Source organism: Paracoccus solventivorans (genome assembly GCF_900142875.1).
GTDB lineage: Bacteria > Pseudomonadota > Alphaproteobacteria > Rhodobacterales > Rhodobacteraceae > Paracoccus > Paracoccus solventivorans.
This window is the reverse complement of the sequence record NZ_FRCK01000005.1, coordinates 163,804-178,205: the sequence shown is the minus strand read 5'-3', so window position 1 is coordinate 178,205 and position 14,402 is coordinate 163,804. Positions and strand designations below refer to the sequence as shown.

18 protein-coding genes and 1 riboswitch are annotated in these 14,402 nt (G+C 71.8%); of the genes, 4 read left to right on the top strand and 14 right to left on the bottom strand.

Features of this window, described 5'->3' with window-relative positions; translation table 11 throughout:
- Nucleotides 1-13: 13 nt before the first annotated feature.
- Entirely contained in the window at nucleotides 14-610 is a 597-nt protein-coding gene (locus BUB57_RS09875; RefSeq protein ID WP_073066236.1) for a DedA family protein, read from the bottom strand.
- A 254-nt stretch (nucleotides 611-864) separates the two neighbouring features.
- On the opposite strand from BUB57_RS09875, the gene ypfJ reads away from it, so the two are divergent.
- Nucleotides 865-1,710 carry a KPN_02809 family neutral zinc metallopeptidase gene (gene ypfJ, locus BUB57_RS09870; RefSeq protein WP_073066079.1) on the top strand — a complete coding sequence of 282 codons (846 nt, stop codon included), beginning with the start codon at nucleotides 865-867 and terminating at the stop codon, nucleotides 1,708-1,710.
- 361 nt (nucleotides 1,711-2,071) lie between these two features.
- On the opposite strand, the gene BUB57_RS09865 is transcribed toward ypfJ, so the two are convergent.
- On the bottom strand, nucleotides 2,072-2,263 hold the full coding sequence (locus BUB57_RS09865; protein ID WP_073066074.1) for a hypothetical protein: 192 nt from the start codon (nucleotides 2,261-2,263) through the stop codon (nucleotides 2,072-2,074).
- Nucleotides 2,264-2,313: 50 nt separating this feature from the next.
- Between BUB57_RS09865 and BUB57_RS09860 the strand changes: the two genes are divergently transcribed.
- On the top strand, nucleotides 2,314-2,811 hold the full coding sequence (locus tag BUB57_RS09860) for a type II toxin-antitoxin system RatA family toxin (protein WP_073066070.1): 498 nt from the start codon (nucleotides 2,314-2,316) through the stop codon (nucleotides 2,809-2,811).
- On the opposite strand, the gene BUB57_RS09855 is transcribed toward BUB57_RS09860, so the two are convergent.
- Entirely contained in the window at nucleotides 2,754-3,377 is a 624-nt protein-coding gene (locus BUB57_RS09855; RefSeq protein ID WP_073066067.1) for a sulfotransferase family protein, read from the bottom strand. The genes BUB57_RS09860 and BUB57_RS09855 overlap by 58 nt on opposite strands.
- Nucleotides 3,378-3,518: 141 nt before the next feature.
- Between BUB57_RS09855 and BUB57_RS09850 the strand changes: the two genes are divergently transcribed.
- Together BUB57_RS09850 and BUB57_RS16775 are read left to right on the top strand one after the other, a co-directional pair.
- Nucleotides 3,519-4,091 carry a DUF4202 domain-containing protein gene (locus BUB57_RS09850; RefSeq protein ID WP_073066064.1) on the top strand — a complete coding sequence of 191 codons (573 nt, stop codon included), beginning with the start codon at nucleotides 3,519-3,521 and terminating at the stop codon, nucleotides 4,089-4,091.
- On the top strand, nucleotides 4,088-4,861 hold the full coding sequence (locus tag BUB57_RS16775; RefSeq protein ID WP_159435568.1) for a sirohydrochlorin chelatase: 774 nt from the start codon (nucleotides 4,088-4,090) through the stop codon (nucleotides 4,859-4,861). Before BUB57_RS09850 ends, BUB57_RS16775 begins: the two co-directional genes overlap by 4 nt.
- Before the next feature lie 155 nt (nucleotides 4,862-5,016).
- On the opposite strand, the gene BUB57_RS09840 is transcribed toward BUB57_RS16775, so the two are convergent.
- The 11 genes from BUB57_RS09840 to BUB57_RS09790 form a co-directional block, all read right to left on the bottom strand.
- On the bottom strand, nucleotides 5,017-5,745 hold the full coding sequence (locus BUB57_RS09840; protein WP_073066061.1) for an ABC transporter permease: 729 nt from the start codon (nucleotides 5,743-5,745) through the stop codon (nucleotides 5,017-5,019).
- On the bottom strand, nucleotides 5,742-6,416 hold the full coding sequence (locus BUB57_RS09835; protein ID WP_073066058.1) for an ABC transporter ATP-binding protein: 675 nt from the start codon (nucleotides 6,414-6,416) through the stop codon (nucleotides 5,742-5,744). The genes BUB57_RS09840 and BUB57_RS09835 overlap by 4 nt, the downstream gene beginning before the upstream one ends.
- A gap of 44 nt (nucleotides 6,417-6,460) precedes the next feature.
- Nucleotides 6,461-7,144, bottom strand: coding sequence for a thiaminase II (gene tenA, locus BUB57_RS09830; RefSeq protein WP_073066055.1), 684 nt, complete (start codon nucleotides 7,142-7,144; stop codon nucleotides 6,461-6,463).
- Entirely contained in the window at nucleotides 7,141-8,085 is a 945-nt protein-coding gene (locus tag BUB57_RS09825; protein WP_073066052.1) for an ABC transporter substrate-binding protein, read from the bottom strand. The genes tenA and BUB57_RS09825 overlap by 4 nt, the downstream gene beginning before the upstream one ends.
- Nucleotides 8,085-9,128, bottom strand: coding sequence for a HesA/MoeB/ThiF family protein (locus tag BUB57_RS09820; RefSeq protein WP_084732074.1), 1,044 nt, complete (start codon nucleotides 9,126-9,128; stop codon nucleotides 8,085-8,087). Before BUB57_RS09820 ends, BUB57_RS09825 begins: the two co-directional genes overlap by 1 nt.
- Entirely contained in the window at nucleotides 9,125-9,790 is a 666-nt protein-coding gene (locus tag BUB57_RS09815) for a thiamine phosphate synthase (RefSeq protein ID WP_084732073.1), read from the bottom strand. The genes BUB57_RS09820 and BUB57_RS09815 overlap by 4 nt, the downstream gene beginning before the upstream one ends.
- Nucleotides 9,787-10,551, bottom strand: a complete 765-nt coding sequence (locus tag BUB57_RS09810; protein WP_073066042.1) for a thiazole synthase — start codon at nucleotides 10,549-10,551, stop codon at nucleotides 9,787-9,789. Before BUB57_RS09810 ends, BUB57_RS09815 begins: the two co-directional genes overlap by 4 nt.
- Before the next feature lies 1 nt (nucleotide 10,552).
- Nucleotides 10,553-10,750, bottom strand: a complete 198-nt coding sequence (thiS, locus tag BUB57_RS09805; RefSeq protein ID WP_073066025.1) for a sulfur carrier protein ThiS — start codon at nucleotides 10,748-10,750, stop codon at nucleotides 10,553-10,555.
- Nucleotides 10,728-11,717 (bottom strand): FAD-dependent oxidoreductase, encoded by a 990-nt coding sequence (locus BUB57_RS09800; protein WP_073066022.1) that lies wholly within the window; start codon nucleotides 11,715-11,717, stop codon nucleotides 10,728-10,730. Before BUB57_RS09800 ends, thiS begins: the two co-directional genes overlap by 23 nt.
- Entirely contained in the window at nucleotides 11,714-12,520 is an 807-nt protein-coding gene (gene thiD, locus BUB57_RS09795) for a bifunctional hydroxymethylpyrimidine kinase/phosphomethylpyrimidine kinase (RefSeq protein WP_234952031.1), read from the bottom strand. Before thiD ends, BUB57_RS09800 begins: the two co-directional genes overlap by 4 nt.
- A 60-nt stretch (nucleotides 12,521-12,580) precedes the next feature.
- Nucleotides 12,581-12,685, bottom strand: a riboswitch (TPP riboswitch).
- A gap of 215 nt (nucleotides 12,686-12,900) precedes the next feature.
- On the bottom strand, nucleotides 12,901-14,340 hold the full coding sequence (locus BUB57_RS09790) for a Glu/Leu/Phe/Val family dehydrogenase (RefSeq protein WP_073066016.1): 1,440 nt from the start codon (nucleotides 14,338-14,340) through the stop codon (nucleotides 12,901-12,903).
- Nucleotides 14,341-14,402: the final 62 nt, after the last annotated feature.

Here is a 14,402-nt window from a genome sequence, read left to right as displayed (position 1 = left end):
GGCCGGCAAGGGATCAGTGGGGCCGCCAAGTAGCGACACGGTAGATGTAGACCAGAACCACCGCCGCCACGACCGCCTTTGACAGCGGGTCGATCACTTCCTCGACAAGATGGAAATTGGCCTCGAGCACCAGCCCCGACAGCGTCAGCACCAGCGTCCACAGCAGGCTGCCCAGCACGGTGAAGACATAGAACCGCCACAGGCTCATCCGCGCGATCCCGGCGGGGACCGAGATCAGCGTGCGCACCGCCGGGATCATCCGCCCCAGGAACACCGCCGCGCCCCCCTGCCGGTCGAACCACGCCTGCGCCCGGTCGATGTCCGAGGGCGACAGCGTCATCAGCCGCCCGTGGCGCGCGGCCCAGCGTTTCAGCCGCGCGGCCCCGATCCACCAGCCGACCACGAACCACAGGCTGGTGCCGACGACCGAGCCCAGCGTGCCCGCGATCACCGTGGGCAGCAGCGACAGCGTGCCGCTGGCCGCCAGATAGCCCGCCAGCGGCATGATCACCTCGGACGGGATCGGCGGGAACAGATGCTCGGCCACCATCAGCAGGAAGATGCCGGGATAGCCCCAGCCCTCGATCACCGAAAGCACCCAGTCGAACATCGCGCCCATCCCCTGCCGTGAATGCGCCCCCATGCCACAGACAAGGCCGCATTCCAAGCAACCCGCCCCCGCCTGTCCGGTCTGCTGTCCGAAAATATCCCGCGGGATCGTCGTCTACGACGATGGGGGCGCGAAGCCCCCGGTCGCGGTCGCGCCACGGAACCTCGCCGCGCCGAATGCGGTTGCCCAAGCAAGGCCGCCGCGACATCCTCGGGCGGCGCCGGCCACGCACCGCGAACAGAAGGGACCGACCGATGGAATGGAGAGGGCGCCGCGGCAGCCGCAATATCGAGGATCGCCGCGGCATGGGCAGCGCCGGCGCCGGCGGCATCGGCGTGGTGGGGATGCTGGTGGTGCTGGCGGTGGGGTATTTCTTCGGCGTCGACATCTCGCCGCTGGTCGGCGGGCTGTCCGAGCCGCAGCAGACCGCCCCACGCGAACTCAGCGCCGAAGAGCGCAAGATCGGGCAGTTCGTCTCGGTCGTGCTCGCCGACACCGAGGAGATCTGGGCCGAGGTGCTGGCGACCCAGGCCGGCATGGACTACAGCGAGCCCAGCCTTGTGCTGTTTTCCGGCGCGGTGCAGTCGGCCTGCGGCGGCGCCTCGGCCGCGATGGGGCCGTTCTACTGCCCGGGCGACCGCAAGGTCTATCTGGACACCGATTTCTTCCGGGTGATGCAGCGGCAGATGGGGGCAGGGGGCGACTTCGCCTATGCCTATGTGATCGCGCATGAGATCGGCCACCATGTGCAGAACCTGCTGGGGGTGCTGCCGCAGGTGAACCGGGCGCGGGCGCAGGCGGGGCCGGCGGACTCGAATCGCCTGTCGGTGCTGACCGAACTGCAGGCCGACTGCTTCGCCGGGATCTGGGCGCGCCACGCCGCCGACCGTTTCGGCAGCATCGAGCCCGGCGACGTGGACGAGGCCGTGGCCGCCGCCCGCGCGGTGGGCGACGACATCCTGATGGAGAAATCCGGCCGCGCGCCGATGCCCGACAGCTTCACCCACGGCTCGGCCGCCGACCGCAGCGCTTGGCTGTCGCGAGGAATGCGCTCGGGCCGGATCGCCGATTGCGACACCTTTGCCGAGGCGGGGCGCTGAACTTGCGCGCCTGCGCACTGCACGGATCAGCGGGGGGTTCCTTGCCGCCGCCATGGCCGCAGCAAGGACGGGCAGGGCGCGGCCCCATTGCCTCAGCAGGTGAGTTGCCCCACATGCGCGCCCGAGCGGCGCATCTGCCGGATTATCGGGGCTCCTCGCCCACCGCCCCGGTCGCAGCAAGGCAGGGAGAACGTGGCCCATTGCCGCAGCAGGTGAGTTGCCCCGGCCCGCGTGCCGAGAGCGCATCTGCCCGGATCCGCCGTCGCGCACGCCGCGGTCGCAGCAAGGACGGGCAGGGCGCGGCCCCTTACCGCAGCAGCTGGCTTGCCCCCCGCGGCTGACCGCCGGCCGCGATGAGCGCTCAGGGCATCTGTACCCGCGGCAGCCGCGGCGGGCGGTCCTGGGTGGCCCAGTCGGGGACCAAGCCCATCCACTCGATGGTGCCCAGCACCACCACCAGCGCTACGACGATCGCCACCAGCCACACCCGCCCGGCCGGGGGCGGATTGCGCACCCAGCGCGCCATGCGCAGCAGCCAGATCATGTTGTTCATCGCGCGCGACCTCTGCTAGACCGGGGCGGCCGGAAGCAAAGGACCAGCTCTTGCCCAACCACGCCGAAACCCGTGTGCTGCCCCATACCGCGCAGCAGATGTATGACCTTGTGGCGGATGTGGAAAGCTACCCGAAATTCCTGCCGTGGAACGCGGCGGCGCGGATCCGCTCGCGCCAGCCCCGCCCCGACGGCTCCGAGGTGATCGAGGCCGACCTGGTCATCAGCTTCAAGGTGTTCCGCGAACGCTTCGGCAGCCGCGTCACGCTGTTTCCCGCCGAAAAGCGCATCGACACCCAGTATCTGGACGGGCCGTTCAGCCATCTGCACAGCGGCTGGCAGTTCACCGACCGCCCGCAGGGCGGCTGCGAGGTGCGGTTCTTCGTCGATTTCGAGTTCCGCAACGCCATCCTGCGCAAGGTGATCGGGGTGGTGTTCACCGAGGCCATGCACCGCATCGTCCGCGCCTTCGAGGACCGGGCCCGCGCGCTTTACGGCAGCGGCGGCGGGCGCAGCGACGGATCAGCCGCCGATTCCCACAGCGCGTAATCCTCGGCCAGCGCCTCGCGCAGCCGCGCGCGGGTTTCGGGCGACAGGCTCAGGTCGGCGTCGGGCGAGACATTGACCCGCCGCAGCGACAGCTCGCAATTCAGCGCGGTCTCGAAATAGCGCAGCAGCTCGTCCATCCGCTCATACTGGAACAGCATGTCGGGGCCGCGCTTGCCCGGCGCGGGCGCGACGAACCCCGACTGCCGCCCCAGCGCCGCATAGGGCGGGCGCTCGTCGGACAGGTAATCCTGCACGAAACCCTCGAAGCTGATGCCGATGGTGCTGTTGGGCTGGCCCAGGGTCTGCGGGCGCTGGCGATAGCGATACCAGCTGCCCAGCCAGGAGATCGGCTCGCGCAGCACCGCCGCCACCCGGAACCGGGGGCCCGGGATATTGGCCAGCAGCGGCTGGATGCGCAGGTTGAACTGGCTCATGGTCAGGTGCTTGATCTCGGGACGGGCGCGCAGCACGATCTCGGCCCGCGGCGCCAGCGCGCCCTCCAGCGCGGTGGTCCCGGTCTTGGGCACCGACAGCAGCACCAGCCTTGGCGCGACGAAACCCAGCATGGGGGACCTTTCCCTTTTGGCTGGCCGCGGTATCCCCCGCGGGCGTGCAGCTTGGCAAGCCCCGGACACTTGCGGCGCTGGACCTTGGCGGGACGGCGTGGCAGTCCGGTGCCAGCCAGACGCCAGCAGGGAATTGCCGCCATGACGCCTCGGGACCGGGTCTTCGCCGCCATCGACGCCGCCAACGCCGCCGATCCGCGGCTGGAGGGCGACCAGCCGGTCGAGCTGCTCTACGGCCGCCGCATGACCGAGGAACAGCAGCGCCTGTTCCCCGACGCCACCGACGCGCTGGCCATCGCCTGCCGCGGCCAGCATATCGAGCGCTGGCTGCTGCCGCGCAGCGATTATCCCGAGGGCCGCGAAGGTTACCTGACCTGGCGCCGCGACCAGGCCCGCCGCCATGCCGACCGGGTGATGGCGCTGATGCGCGCGGAGGGCTTCCCCGAGGATCAGGTCGAGCACGCCGGCCGGATGCTGCGCAAAGAGGGCATCAAGCGCGACCCCCAGGTGCAGGCGCTGGAGGACGTGGCCTGCTTTACCTTCATCCGCCACTACCTGGGCGATTTCGCCACCACCCAGACCCCGGAATCGCTGCTGGGCATCGTCGCCAAGACCGCCCGCAAGATGTCGCCCGAGGCCCGCGCCCGCGCGCTGGCCGAGTTCCCGATGCCGCCCGAACTGGCGGCGGCCTTCGAGCTGGGGGACGCGCGGTGAGCGTCCCGCTCCCGGCCCTCTGCGAGGGCTGCCGCTGCACCGCCGCACGCGCGCCGGTGGAAACCGTACCCGGCAATGGCCCCGCCGCGGCGATCCTCGCCCACGGCCAGCCCGGTGATCCCGGTGCGCTGCAACCCGAGCTTGAGGCGCTGGCGGCGCAGGTGCAGGCGTTGCTGCCGGGCTGGCGCATCCACGGCGCCACGCTGGCCTGCAGGCGCAGCCTGGCGGCGCTGCACGGGGTCGGGCTGGTCTATCCGCATTTCATGGCCGACGGCTGGTTCGTGCGCAGCGAAACCCCGCGCCGGCTGGCGCTGGCGGGGGTCGAGGGGGTGCGGCTGACGGCGCCCCTCGGCCTCGACCCTGGCCTGCCGGCGCTGGGGGCGGCGGTGGCGCGAGAGACCGCGGCCGCGGCGGGCATCGACCCGGCCACCGCCACGCTGGTCGTCGTCGGCCACGGCTCGGGCAAATCCCGCGCCCCGGCCCGCGCCGCTCGCGCCTTCGCCGAGGCGCTGGCCCCCGCCGCCGGCTTCGCCGCGGTGACGGTCGGCTTCATCGAGGAGCCGCCGTTCCTGGCCGACGTGCTCCCCGAGGGCCCGGCGGTCTGCCTGCCGTTCTTCGCCACCGGCGGCGAGCATGTCACCGCCGACATCCCGCAGGGCTGGCGTGGGCAGGGCCCGATCGCGCCCCCCATCGGCACCACCGCGGGGGTGGCGGCCCTGATCGCGGCCACGTTGCGGGCCGCGATGGCGGAAGAGGCTCCGCAGGACTGAGGGCGGTCGCCGCGCGCGAGGTCGCAGGGGGCTGTCTGCCCCCCCGTTGCCTGTGCCCTGTTCGGGCTCTGCCCCTGTCTCACTGAAAACGGTCCACCGGACCGTTTTTCCGGGCGTTCGCCAGCCCCGAGAATATTTCCGACCGCCCGAAGCCCCTAGAAGCCGCGGGCGCGCAGCAGGCGGGTCAGGCTGCGGTCGATTGCGGTGTAAAGCGCCAGCGACAGCGCCACCACCACGAACAGCGCCGCGAACATCAGGTCGGTCTTCATGCGGCCGTTGGCGTGGATCATCACCGCGCCCAGGCCCCGCGCGCCGCCCACCCATTCCCCGATCACCGCGCCCACCGGCGCATAGATCGCCCCCAGCCGCAGCCCCGAGGCCAGCCGCGGCAGCGCCGCCGGAAAGCGCAGGTGGCGCAGCTCGGCCCAGCTTCCGGCGCCCATGGTCCGCACCACGTCCAGCTGGGCCGGGGGCGGCGCCATCAGCCCGTCGTAAAGCGCCTGCGCCACCGGCACGAACACGATCAGCACCACCATCGCCACCTTGGGCGCCATGCCGAACCCCAGCCACAGGGTCAGGATCGGGGCCAGCGCAAACACCGGGATGGTCTGGCTGACGATCAGCACCGGCCCCAGCGTCCGCCCCAGCCGCGGCGACAGCGCCATCGCCACCGCCGCCGCAACCCCCAGCGCGGCGCCAAGCGCAAGGCCCACCAGCGTCTCCCACCCGGTCAGCAGCGCCGCCGGCGCCAGTTCCGCGCGGTGGGTCCACAGCGCGGCCGCGACCGACAGCGGCGAGGGCAGCAGATAGGGCGGCAGCCCGGTCAGCCGCACCAGCGCCTCCCACGACAGCAGCGCGACGGCCAGGGTCAGCAGCGCCCTCATGCCAGTAGCTGCCGGGTCAGGGCGGCCTGCGCGGCCAGCACCTCGGGCGCGTCGTGGCGGCGGGGAACGGGGCCCGGCGGGGCCGGGTGCCCGGCCAGCCCTGCGGGGGTCAGCACCAGGATGCGGTCGCCCAGCCGCGCGGCCTCGGCCGGGTCATGGGTCACCATCAGCACCGTGCGCCCCGCCAGCAACCGCGCCGCCATCTCGCCGATCTGCAGCCGCAGCGCCACGTCCAGCGCCGAGAACGGCTCGTCCAGAAGCACCAACGGCCGGTCCTCGGCCAGGGTGCGGGCCAGCGCCACCCGCTGCCGCTGCCCGCCCGAAAGCTGCGCGGGCAGGCGGTCTTCCAGCCCCGCCAGCCCGACCGCCGCCACCAGCGCGCGGATTTGGGTCCCATCCGCGGGCTCGCCGCGCAGCCGCGCGCCCAGCCCCACGTTCTGCGCCACGCTCAGCCAGGGAAACAGCCCCGCATCCTGCCCCATCAGCGCTGAGGGCGCGGTCTCGACCCGGCCGCGGAACTCGACCCCGGTCGGCAGCCCGGCCAGCAGCCGCAGCAGCGTGGACTTCCCCACCCCCGAGGCCCCCAGCAGGCAGGTCAGCCGCCCCGGTTCAAGCACCAGCTCCAGCGGGCCGAACAGCCCCGGCACCTGACCCGAGACCATGGGGCGCATCTTCTGTCCCCAAATATCCCCGCCGGAGGCTCCCGCCGCGCCGCTCACGCCAGCCCCAGCCCCAGCCCCAGCCCCCAGAACGCGACCTCGAGACGGGTGGCGGTGGCAAAGCGCCGCTCCAGCGCCTGCCAGCGCGGCAGCGCCTCGGGCGCGTCGCCCAGCCGTGCGGCGACGGCGCGGTCGATCAGGGCGCCGGCCTCGACGCAGGCGCGCTGGAAATTCGCGCCGGCATAGGTGTCGATCCACTCGCGATAGGGGGTGTCGGGCGCGGCCTCCTGCGCCAGCCGGGCGCCGATCTCGCCATATCCCAGCACGCAAGGCGCCAGCGCCGCCAGCAGGTCCAGAAAATCGCCGCTGTAGCCCGATTCCAGCACATAGCGGGTATAGGCGAGGTTCTGGGGCGCCTCCTCCGCGGCCTCCAGCGCCGCGGGGGTGATGCCCTCGGCGCCGCAGATGCGGACATGCAGCGGCATTTCCAGGTTGATCAGCGCGTCCACCGTGGCCGCACAGGCGCGCATTTCCTCGAGCGTGTCGGCCTTGACGATCCCCAGCCCCCAGGCACGGCTGAAATGGATCAGGAAGCGGTAGTCCTGCACCAGATAGTTCAGGAACCCTGCGCGGGGCAGGGTGCCGTCGGCCATTCCCTGCACGAAGCGGTGCCGCACATAGTCGTCCCAATGCGAACCGGCGGCGGCGCGCCAGGCGGTGAAGCAGCGGCCGTAGCTCATTCCTCTGCCCCCGGGTCGATGGCGAACTTTGCGACCGGCCAGATTTCCGGCACCAGCCCGTTGTCGTGCAGGAACGCCTCGAACCGCGCGTAGCGGCCGTGGTCCAGCGCCGCGGGCGAAATGGCGAAGCGGCCGAAGGTATCGGCCCAGGCGGCGGTGTTCAGCTCGTCCGACAGGTCGCGGGCGTGGGCGGCAAAGATCTCGCGCGCCTCTTCGGGGTGGTTCAGCATGAACTGCGTCGCGCGCTCGACGGCGCCCAGGAAGCGGTTGATGCGGTCGCGGTCGACAGAGTCGGCATTGGCCACATAGATCAGCTCGTCATACGCGGGCAGCCCCTCCTCCTCGAGGAAGAAACAGCGCCCCTCGCCGCCGGCCAGCCGCATCTGGGTCAGCTCGAAATTGCGGTAGCCGCCGATGGTGGCGTCGACCTGGCCCGACATCAGCGCCGGCGTCAGCGCCCAGTTGACGTTGACCATCTCGACATCACCCAGCGTCAGCCCGGCCTGTGCCAGCAGGGCGGACACCAGCGCCTGTTCGACCCCGGCCACGGAATAGCCGATGCGACGGCCGCGCAGGTCGGCCAGCGTCGCCACCGGCCCGTCCGCACGCACCATCAGGCAGTTCAGCGGCGTGCCGACCAGTGTGCCGACCCGGACCAGCGGCAGGCCCTCGTGCACCTGCAGATGCAGCTGCGGCTGATAGGTGATCGCCAGATCGGCACTGCCCGCGGCGACCAGCTTGGGCGGGTCGGCGGGATCGGCGGGGGCGATGATCTCGACCTCCAGCCCCGCATCGGTGAAATACCCCTGTTCGGCGGCCAGCACGATCGGCGCATGGTCGGGGTTCACGAACCAGTCGAGGACCAGCGTCATCTTGTCCGCGGCCTGCGCGGGAAGGGCGGGGGCCAGCGCAAGCAGCGCGGCGGCAAGCAGATGTCTCATCAATCTCCTCCGGTGGCGATCAGGACGATGTCGGGATGGGCGGGGTCGGGATAGGTGGATGCGAGGATCCGCGCCGCCCGCCAGGCCCGCAGCCCCGAGCGGCAGGCGATCACCGCGCGGGCGCCCGCGGGCGGGCGGGGCGGCGCCTCGGTCTTGGCGCGGATGGCGGCGGGGTGGACGGGGACCGGCGCCTCGGCCACGTCGCGCAGGTCGAGGATAAAATCGTCTGCGGCAATTTCGCTTGTGTCGATGAAGCGGAACCCGGATTGCGGCTCGGGCGCGCCGTCAAAGCGGAACCCGCCCCAGCGCAAGCCCGGCGCCAGCGTCAGCAGCCGTCCCAGCGGCGAGGGCTCCAACCCCAGCAGCAGCTCCAGCGCCATCTGCGCCTGCAACGTGCCCAGCGTGGCGACGACCGGTCCCAGCACCCCGGCGCTGGCGCAGGTGGCGGCACGGTCGGGCAGGTCGGGGAACAGCGCCCGCAGGCTGGGCGCGCCGCCGCAGAACCCGCCGACATACCCCCCAAGCCCCAGCGCCGAGGCCGAGATCAGCGGCACCCAAGCCGCCATGCAGGCATCCGACAGGATCAGCCCCACCGCGAAACTGTCGGCGCAATCCAGCACCACGTCGCAGCCCTGCACCAGCGCGCCGGCATTGGCGGGCGTCAGCCGCTCGGCCAGCGCCCGCACCTGCACGCCGGGGTCCAGCGCGGCGGCAAAGGCGGCGGCCGAGTCCGCCTTGCCCATGCCGACGCGCCCGGCGTGGATCGGTTGGCGATGCAGGTTGGGCAGCTCGACCACATCCGCATCGACGACGGTCAGCGCGCCGATGCCGGCGCCGACCAGATACATGATCGCGGGCGAGCCCAGCCCGCCCGCGCCGACCACCAGCACGCGGGCCGCGCGCAGCCGCGCCTGCCCCTCGGCCCCGACCTCGGGCAGCACCATCTGGCGGATGTGGCGTTCTTCATCACCGGCAAATATCCCACGGGGGTCCGGGGGTGTGAAACCCCCGGTCGCGGCGGTGAAGCCCTCGGGCCTGCTCATCCGACCACCTCCAGCCATTCCCGCATCCGCGCCTCGGGGTCGGGGTGCAGGGTGATGTCGGTAACCGCCGCGACCACATCGGCGCCCGCGTCCAGCGCCGCGCGGCCGCGCTGCGGGGTCAGCCCGCCGATGGCGACCAGCGGCAGCGCGCCCACGCGCCGCTTCCAGTCGGCCACGCGGTCGAGCCCCTGCGGCGCCCAGGGCATCTTTTTCAGGATCGTCGACCAGATCGGTCCCAGCGCCACGTAATCGGGCCCGACCGCCAGCGCCCGGTCGAGTTCCGCCCCGTCATGGGTCGAGACGCCGAGTTTCAGCCCCGCCGCCCGGATCGCGTCCAGATCGGCCGCGTCCAGATCCTCCTGCCCCAGATGCAGCCAGTCGCAGCCCAGCTCGATCGCCAGCCGCCAGTGGTCGTTGACGACCAGAATGGCGCCCGAGGCGCGGCACAGATCGCGGGTGCGGGCGATCTCGGCGCGCAGCGCGAGCTCAGACGTATCCTTGATGCGCAGCTGCACCATGCGCACCCCCACCGCCAGCGCCCGTTCCACCCAGTCGGCGGACTCGAAGACCGGGTAGAAGCGGGGCAGGGTGAGGCACTCCACGCTGCCTGACCGGGGCTCTGCCCCGGACCCCGGGATATTTCCAGACAGAAGATCGCTCATTGCAGGAACGCCTTGCCGATGACGGGGGTCGAGGGGGCGGCCATCTCGCGCGGCTCGATCGGGTCGGCGAGATAGGCGGCGCGGCCGGCCTTAGCCGCCTGCGCCATGGCGCGCGCCATCGCCACCGGATCGCCGGCCTTGGCGACGGCGGTGTTCAGCAGCACCGCGTCAAAGCCCAGCTCCATCGCGCAAGCGGCGTGGCTGGGGCGTCCGATGCCGGCGTCGACCACCAGCGGCACCTCGGGGAAGGCGGCACGCAGCGCCCGCAGCCCGTGCGGGTTGTTCAGACCAAGGCCCGAGCCGATGGGCGCGCCCCAGGGCATCAGCACCTCGCAGCCCGCGCGCAGCAGGCGCTCGGCCACCGACAGATCCTCGGTGCAATAGGGGAACACCTTGAACCCTTGGGCGGAGAGTTCCGTTGCCGCCTCGACCAGCGCAAACACGTCGGGCGACAGCAGGTCGGAATGGCCGATCACCTCGAGCTTGATCCAGTCGGTGCCCAGCAATTCGCGGGCCATCTGCGCGGTGGTCACGGCCTCTTTGACGCTGTGGCAGCCGGCGGTGTTGGGCAGGATCGCGGCGCCCAGCCCCTCGACCAGCCGCAGGAAATCCTGCCCGCCGCCGGCCTCGCGCCGCAGGCTGACGGTGGCGATGCCGGCGCCGGATGCGCGAAAGGCATCCGCGAGGATTGCCGGGCTGGGGTATTGCGCCGTGCCCAGCATTAGGGGCGAGGCGATGTGCTTGCCGTAGAAGACCGGCATCTCAGCCCCCCTGCATCGGCGCGACGATTTCCAGCGCGTCGCCGGGCGACAGCGCCGTGTCCGCGCGCGCGGCGGCGGGGACGAAATCGCCGTTCAGCGCCGTCGCCACGCGGGCGTCACCCATGTCCAGCGCCGCCAGCGCCTCGGCCACCGTCGCGGCGTTCAGCTCGCGCCGCTCACCGTTGATCGTCAGTTTCATGCCAGAACTCCGGTTTGTCGCCCGTATCCACGTGGTCGGCCAGCTGCATGGCCACCGCGGGGGCCAGCAGATAGCCGTGGCGGTAAAGCCCGTTGGCGTAGAGCCTTCCGTCCGCCGCACGCCCGATCCGGGGCAGGTTGTCGGGAAATGCCGGGCGCGCATCGGCGCCCAGCTCGAGGATCTCGGCCTCGCCGAAGCCGGGGTGCAGCGCATAGGCGGCGCTGAGCAGTTCCAGCACGGAACGCGCCGTCACCACCCCGCGCCGGTCGCTTTCGATCATGGTCGCGCCCAGCATGAAGATGCCGTCGCCGCGGGGCACCAGATAGATCGGCACCCGCGGATGCAGCAGCCGCACGGTGCGCTCCAGCACCACGTCGGGACAGCGCAGCACCAGCATCTCGCCCCGCACGCCGCGCAGGTCCGGCAGGATGTCGCGGGCAGCGAGGCCGCGGCAATCGACGATCTGGCCGGGGTCCTCGGGCGACTCCGCGGCGATGGCGATGCCGCGCTCGGACAGGCGCGATTGCAGGCCCGCCATCGCGGCGCGAGGGTCCAGATGCGCCTCGGCGGCAAAGAACAGACCGCGGTCGAAGCGGCCGGCGAGGTCGGGTTCCAGCCCGGCCAGACGGTTGCCGCCGATTTCCTCGTAACCATGGGTGCGGCGGGCAAAGCGGTCCAGTTCCGCCCGGTCGCGCCCCAGCGCCAGCACCAGCGTGCCCTTGCGGGTGACGCCCCCGGCGTTGCGATCCCACCAGCCGATGGCGGACTGGCCGTGGCGCAGCACCGGTTCCTCGGCGTTCTCGAACTCGCACCACGGCGCGAGCATACCCCCCGCCCACCAGGAACAGCCCTGGGTGCCGGGGCCGAGTGCAGGGTCGACCAGCGTCACCGCATGGCCGCGCCCGGCCAGTTCGGTGGCGACGCAGAGGCCCAGCACCCCGGCGCCGAGGATGGTAAAGCCGCTCATTTCTGCCACCATTGATGGAAGTGATGCACCGGCCCGTGCCCCGAGCCGACCGCCAGCCGGTCGGCGCCGAGGATCGCCCCGTGCAGCCAGGCATGCGCTTGGGCAACGGCCGCAGGCACCGCCAGCCCCTGCGCCAGCCCCGCGGCGATGGCCGAGGACAGCGAGCAGCCGGTGCCGTGGGTATTCTTGGTCGCAATGCGGGGGGCGGTGAAATCGTGACGCTCCGGGCCCACCAGCAGGTCGGTGCAGTCGCCGCCCGCGGCATGGCCGCCCTTCATCAGCACCCAGCCGGCGCCGAGGGCGGCAAGGGCGCGGCCCTGCGCCTCGGCCTCGGTGGGGTCCGACGCCACCATGCGTCCCAGCAGGCGCGCGGCCTCGGGCAGGTTCGGGGTCAGGACGGTGGCGCGTGGCAGCAGCAGCTCGCGCAGCGCGGCGATGGCGTCGTCCCGGATCAGCCGGTCGCCGGACTTGGCGATCATCACCGGGTCCAGCACGACGGGCAGGCCGCGGCCGGCCAGCGCCTCGGCCACGGCCACGGTCGCCTCGGCGGTGCCCAGCATCCCGATCTTGACCGCGCCGACGGCGAGATCGTCCAGCACCGCGTCGATCTGGGCGCGGATCATCGCGGGCGACACCGGCTCGACCCCGGTCACCGCGCGCGTGTTCTGCGCGGTGATCGCGGTCAGCACGCTGGCGCCATAGACGCCCAGCGCCGAAAAACTCTTGAGATCGGCCTGGATGCCCGCGCCGCCGCCGCTGTCGGACCCGGCGATGGTCAGCGCAATGGCCGTCTGCTTGCCCAAATCGTCTTCCCCCATGCTGGGGCCAGCGCACGAGCGGACGGAAGGGTATGGCGCTTACGTGGATGCGCGCAGCCCGTTCCCTTCGCCGGCATGACCCGGATCAGGTTCGATGGGTGCTGTGCCTGGCACATCTCAGCCCCGCGCGGGGCGCCCCAACGAGCGTTGCCTGTCAATATAGCGTCAGCGGCGGCGGGCGCAAGCCGGCGTCCTGCGGGCGTCGGCGCCGCAGCGGGGGTTTTCCACCCCCGCACCCCGGGAGGATATTTGGGACCGCCCGAACTCCTGCGTGATTCGGGCGGTCAGAAATATCCTCGGGGGGAGTCGCCGCAGGCGACGGGGGGCGGACAGCCCCCCTGCGGCGGTAACGCGAAGCGCCGGGGTTACAGCCCCAGCGCGTCGTAGCTGGCGGCGATGCGGCGGATCGCCACCATATAGGCGGCGGTGCGCAGGTCGGGGATGCGGCTGTCGTTCGCGCGCACCGTCACCATCTGCTGGAACGCCGCCCGCATGGTGTCGTCGAGCCCCGAGCGCACCAGTTCGAGTTCTCCGGCCCCGCGCAGGTATTTCTGCTTGAAGCCCTCGGACAGGGTCCAGCCCAGGTCGCGGTCGGCGGACAGGCGTTCGAGTTCCTCGACCAGCATCTGGTGGCGGTGTTCCTCCAGCCGCCGTTCCAGCCGGCCGAAGCTGATCTGCTGCAGGTTCTTGACCCATTCGAAATAGCTGACCGTCACGCCACCGGCATTGGCATAGAGGTCGGGGACGATCACCACCCCGCGTTCGCGCAGGATGCGGTCGGCCTCGGCGGTGGTGGGGCCGTTGGCGGCCTCCATCACCAGCCTGGCCTTGATCTGCCCGGCGTTGCCGGCGTGGATCGCGCCCTCCATCGCGGCGGGGATCAGGATGTCGCAGTCGAGCGCCAGCGCCGCGGCGGAATCGGCGATGTACTCGCCGCCGTCGAAGCCGCGCACCCCGCCGGTCTCGCGCAGATGTTCGCGCAGCAGCGCGATGTTCAGCCCCTCGGGGTTGATCACCGCCCCGTCGCGTTCCGCGACCGCGATGATGCGGGCGCCGTCCTCGGTCGACAGGAACTGCGCGGCGTGGAAGCCGACGTTGCCCAGCCCCTGCACGACGATGCGCTGCCCGTCGAGCCCGCCGGACAGCCTGGCGGCGGCCAGCACCTCGGGGGTGCGGAACAGCTCGCGCAGGGCGTATTGCACGCCGCGGCCGGTGGCCTCGACCCGGCCGGCGATGCCGCCCAGCCCCAGCGGCTTGCCGGTCACGCATGCGCGGGCGTCGATGTCCTCGGGGTGCAGCCGCTTGTAGGCGTCGGCCATCCACGCCATTTCCCGCTCGCCCGTGCCCATGTCGGGGGCCGGCACGTTCTGGCTGGGCGAGATCAGGCGCCGCCGCGACAGTTCATAGGTGAAGCGGCGGGTGATCTTTTCCAGCTCGTCCTCGGACCAGTCGCGGGGGTCCAGCGACAGCCCGCCCTTGGCGCCGCCGAAGGGCAGGTCGACCAGCGAGCATTTATAGGTCATCAGCGCCGCCAGTGCCTCGACCTCGTCCTGGTCGACGTTGGGGGCATAGCGGATGCCGCCCTTGACCGGCTCGTGATGCTCGGAATGGACCGAGCGATAGCCGGTGAAGGTGTGGATCCGCCCGCGCAGCCGCACGCCGAAGCGCACGACATAGGTCGAGTTGCAGACCCGGATCTTTTCTTCCAGCCCGGGGCCGAGGTCCAGCAGCCGCGCGGCGCGGGTGAACATCTGGTCGACGGAATCGCGGAAGGACGGGTGTTGGAGGGGGGCTGAGTCGTTCATGGTTGCGTCCCTGTTGCGGCGGCGGGGCGCCGCGTCACGGGCGGCGGCCGGTCCCCCTGTTG

Bases quoted from the DNA above. Each gene is read 5' to 3' on its own strand.
- BUB57_RS09875 (WP_073066236.1), bottom strand. From the start codon at position 610: ATGTTCGACTGGGTGCTTTCGGTGATCGAGGGCTGGGGCTATCCCGGC.
- ypfJ (WP_073066079.1), top strand. From the start codon at position 865: ATGGAATGGAGAGGGCGCCGCGGCAGCCGCAATATCGAGGATCGCCGC.
- BUB57_RS09865 (WP_073066074.1), bottom strand. From the start codon at position 2,263: ATGAACAACATGATCTGGCTGCTGCGCATGGCGCGCTGGGTGCGCAAT.
- BUB57_RS09855 (WP_073066067.1), bottom strand. From the start codon at position 3,377: ATGCTGGGTTTCGTCGCGCCAAGGCTGGTGCTGCTGTCGGTGCCCAAG.
- BUB57_RS09850 (WP_073066064.1), top strand. From the start codon at position 3,519: ATGACGCCTCGGGACCGGGTCTTCGCCGCCATCGACGCCGCCAACGCC.
- BUB57_RS09840 (WP_073066061.1), bottom strand. From the start codon at position 5,745: ATGAGGGCGCTGCTGACCCTGGCCGTCGCGCTGCTGTCGTGGGAGGCG.
- BUB57_RS09835 (WP_073066058.1), bottom strand. From the start codon at position 6,416: ATGCGCCCCATGGTCTCGGGTCAGGTGCCGGGGCTGTTCGGCCCGCTG.
- tenA (WP_073066055.1), bottom strand. From the start codon at position 7,144: ATGAGCTACGGCCGCTGCTTCACCGCCTGGCGCGCCGCCGCCGGTTCG.
- BUB57_RS09825 (WP_073066052.1), bottom strand. From the start codon at position 8,085: ATGAGACATCTGCTTGCCGCCGCGCTGCTTGCGCTGGCCCCCGCCCTT.
- BUB57_RS09820 (WP_084732074.1), bottom strand. From the start codon at position 9,128: ATGAGCAGGCCCGAGGGCTTCACCGCCGCGACCGGGGGTTTCACACCC.
- BUB57_RS09815 (WP_084732073.1), bottom strand. From the start codon at position 9,790: ATGAGCGATCTTCTGTCTGGAAATATCCCGGGGTCCGGGGCAGAGCCC.
- BUB57_RS09810 (WP_073066042.1), bottom strand. From the start codon at position 10,551: ATGCCGGTCTTCTACGGCAAGCACATCGCCTCGCCCCTAATGCTGGGC.
- thiS (WP_073066025.1), bottom strand. From the start codon at position 10,750: ATGAAACTGACGATCAACGGTGAGCGGCGCGAGCTGAACGCCGCGACG.
- BUB57_RS09800 (WP_073066022.1), bottom strand. From the start codon at position 11,717: ATGAGCGGCTTTACCATCCTCGGCGCCGGGGTGCTGGGCCTCTGCGTC.
- BUB57_RS09790 (WP_073066016.1), bottom strand. From the start codon at position 14,340: ATGAACGACTCAGCCCCCCTCCAACACCCGTCCTTCCGCGATTCCGTC.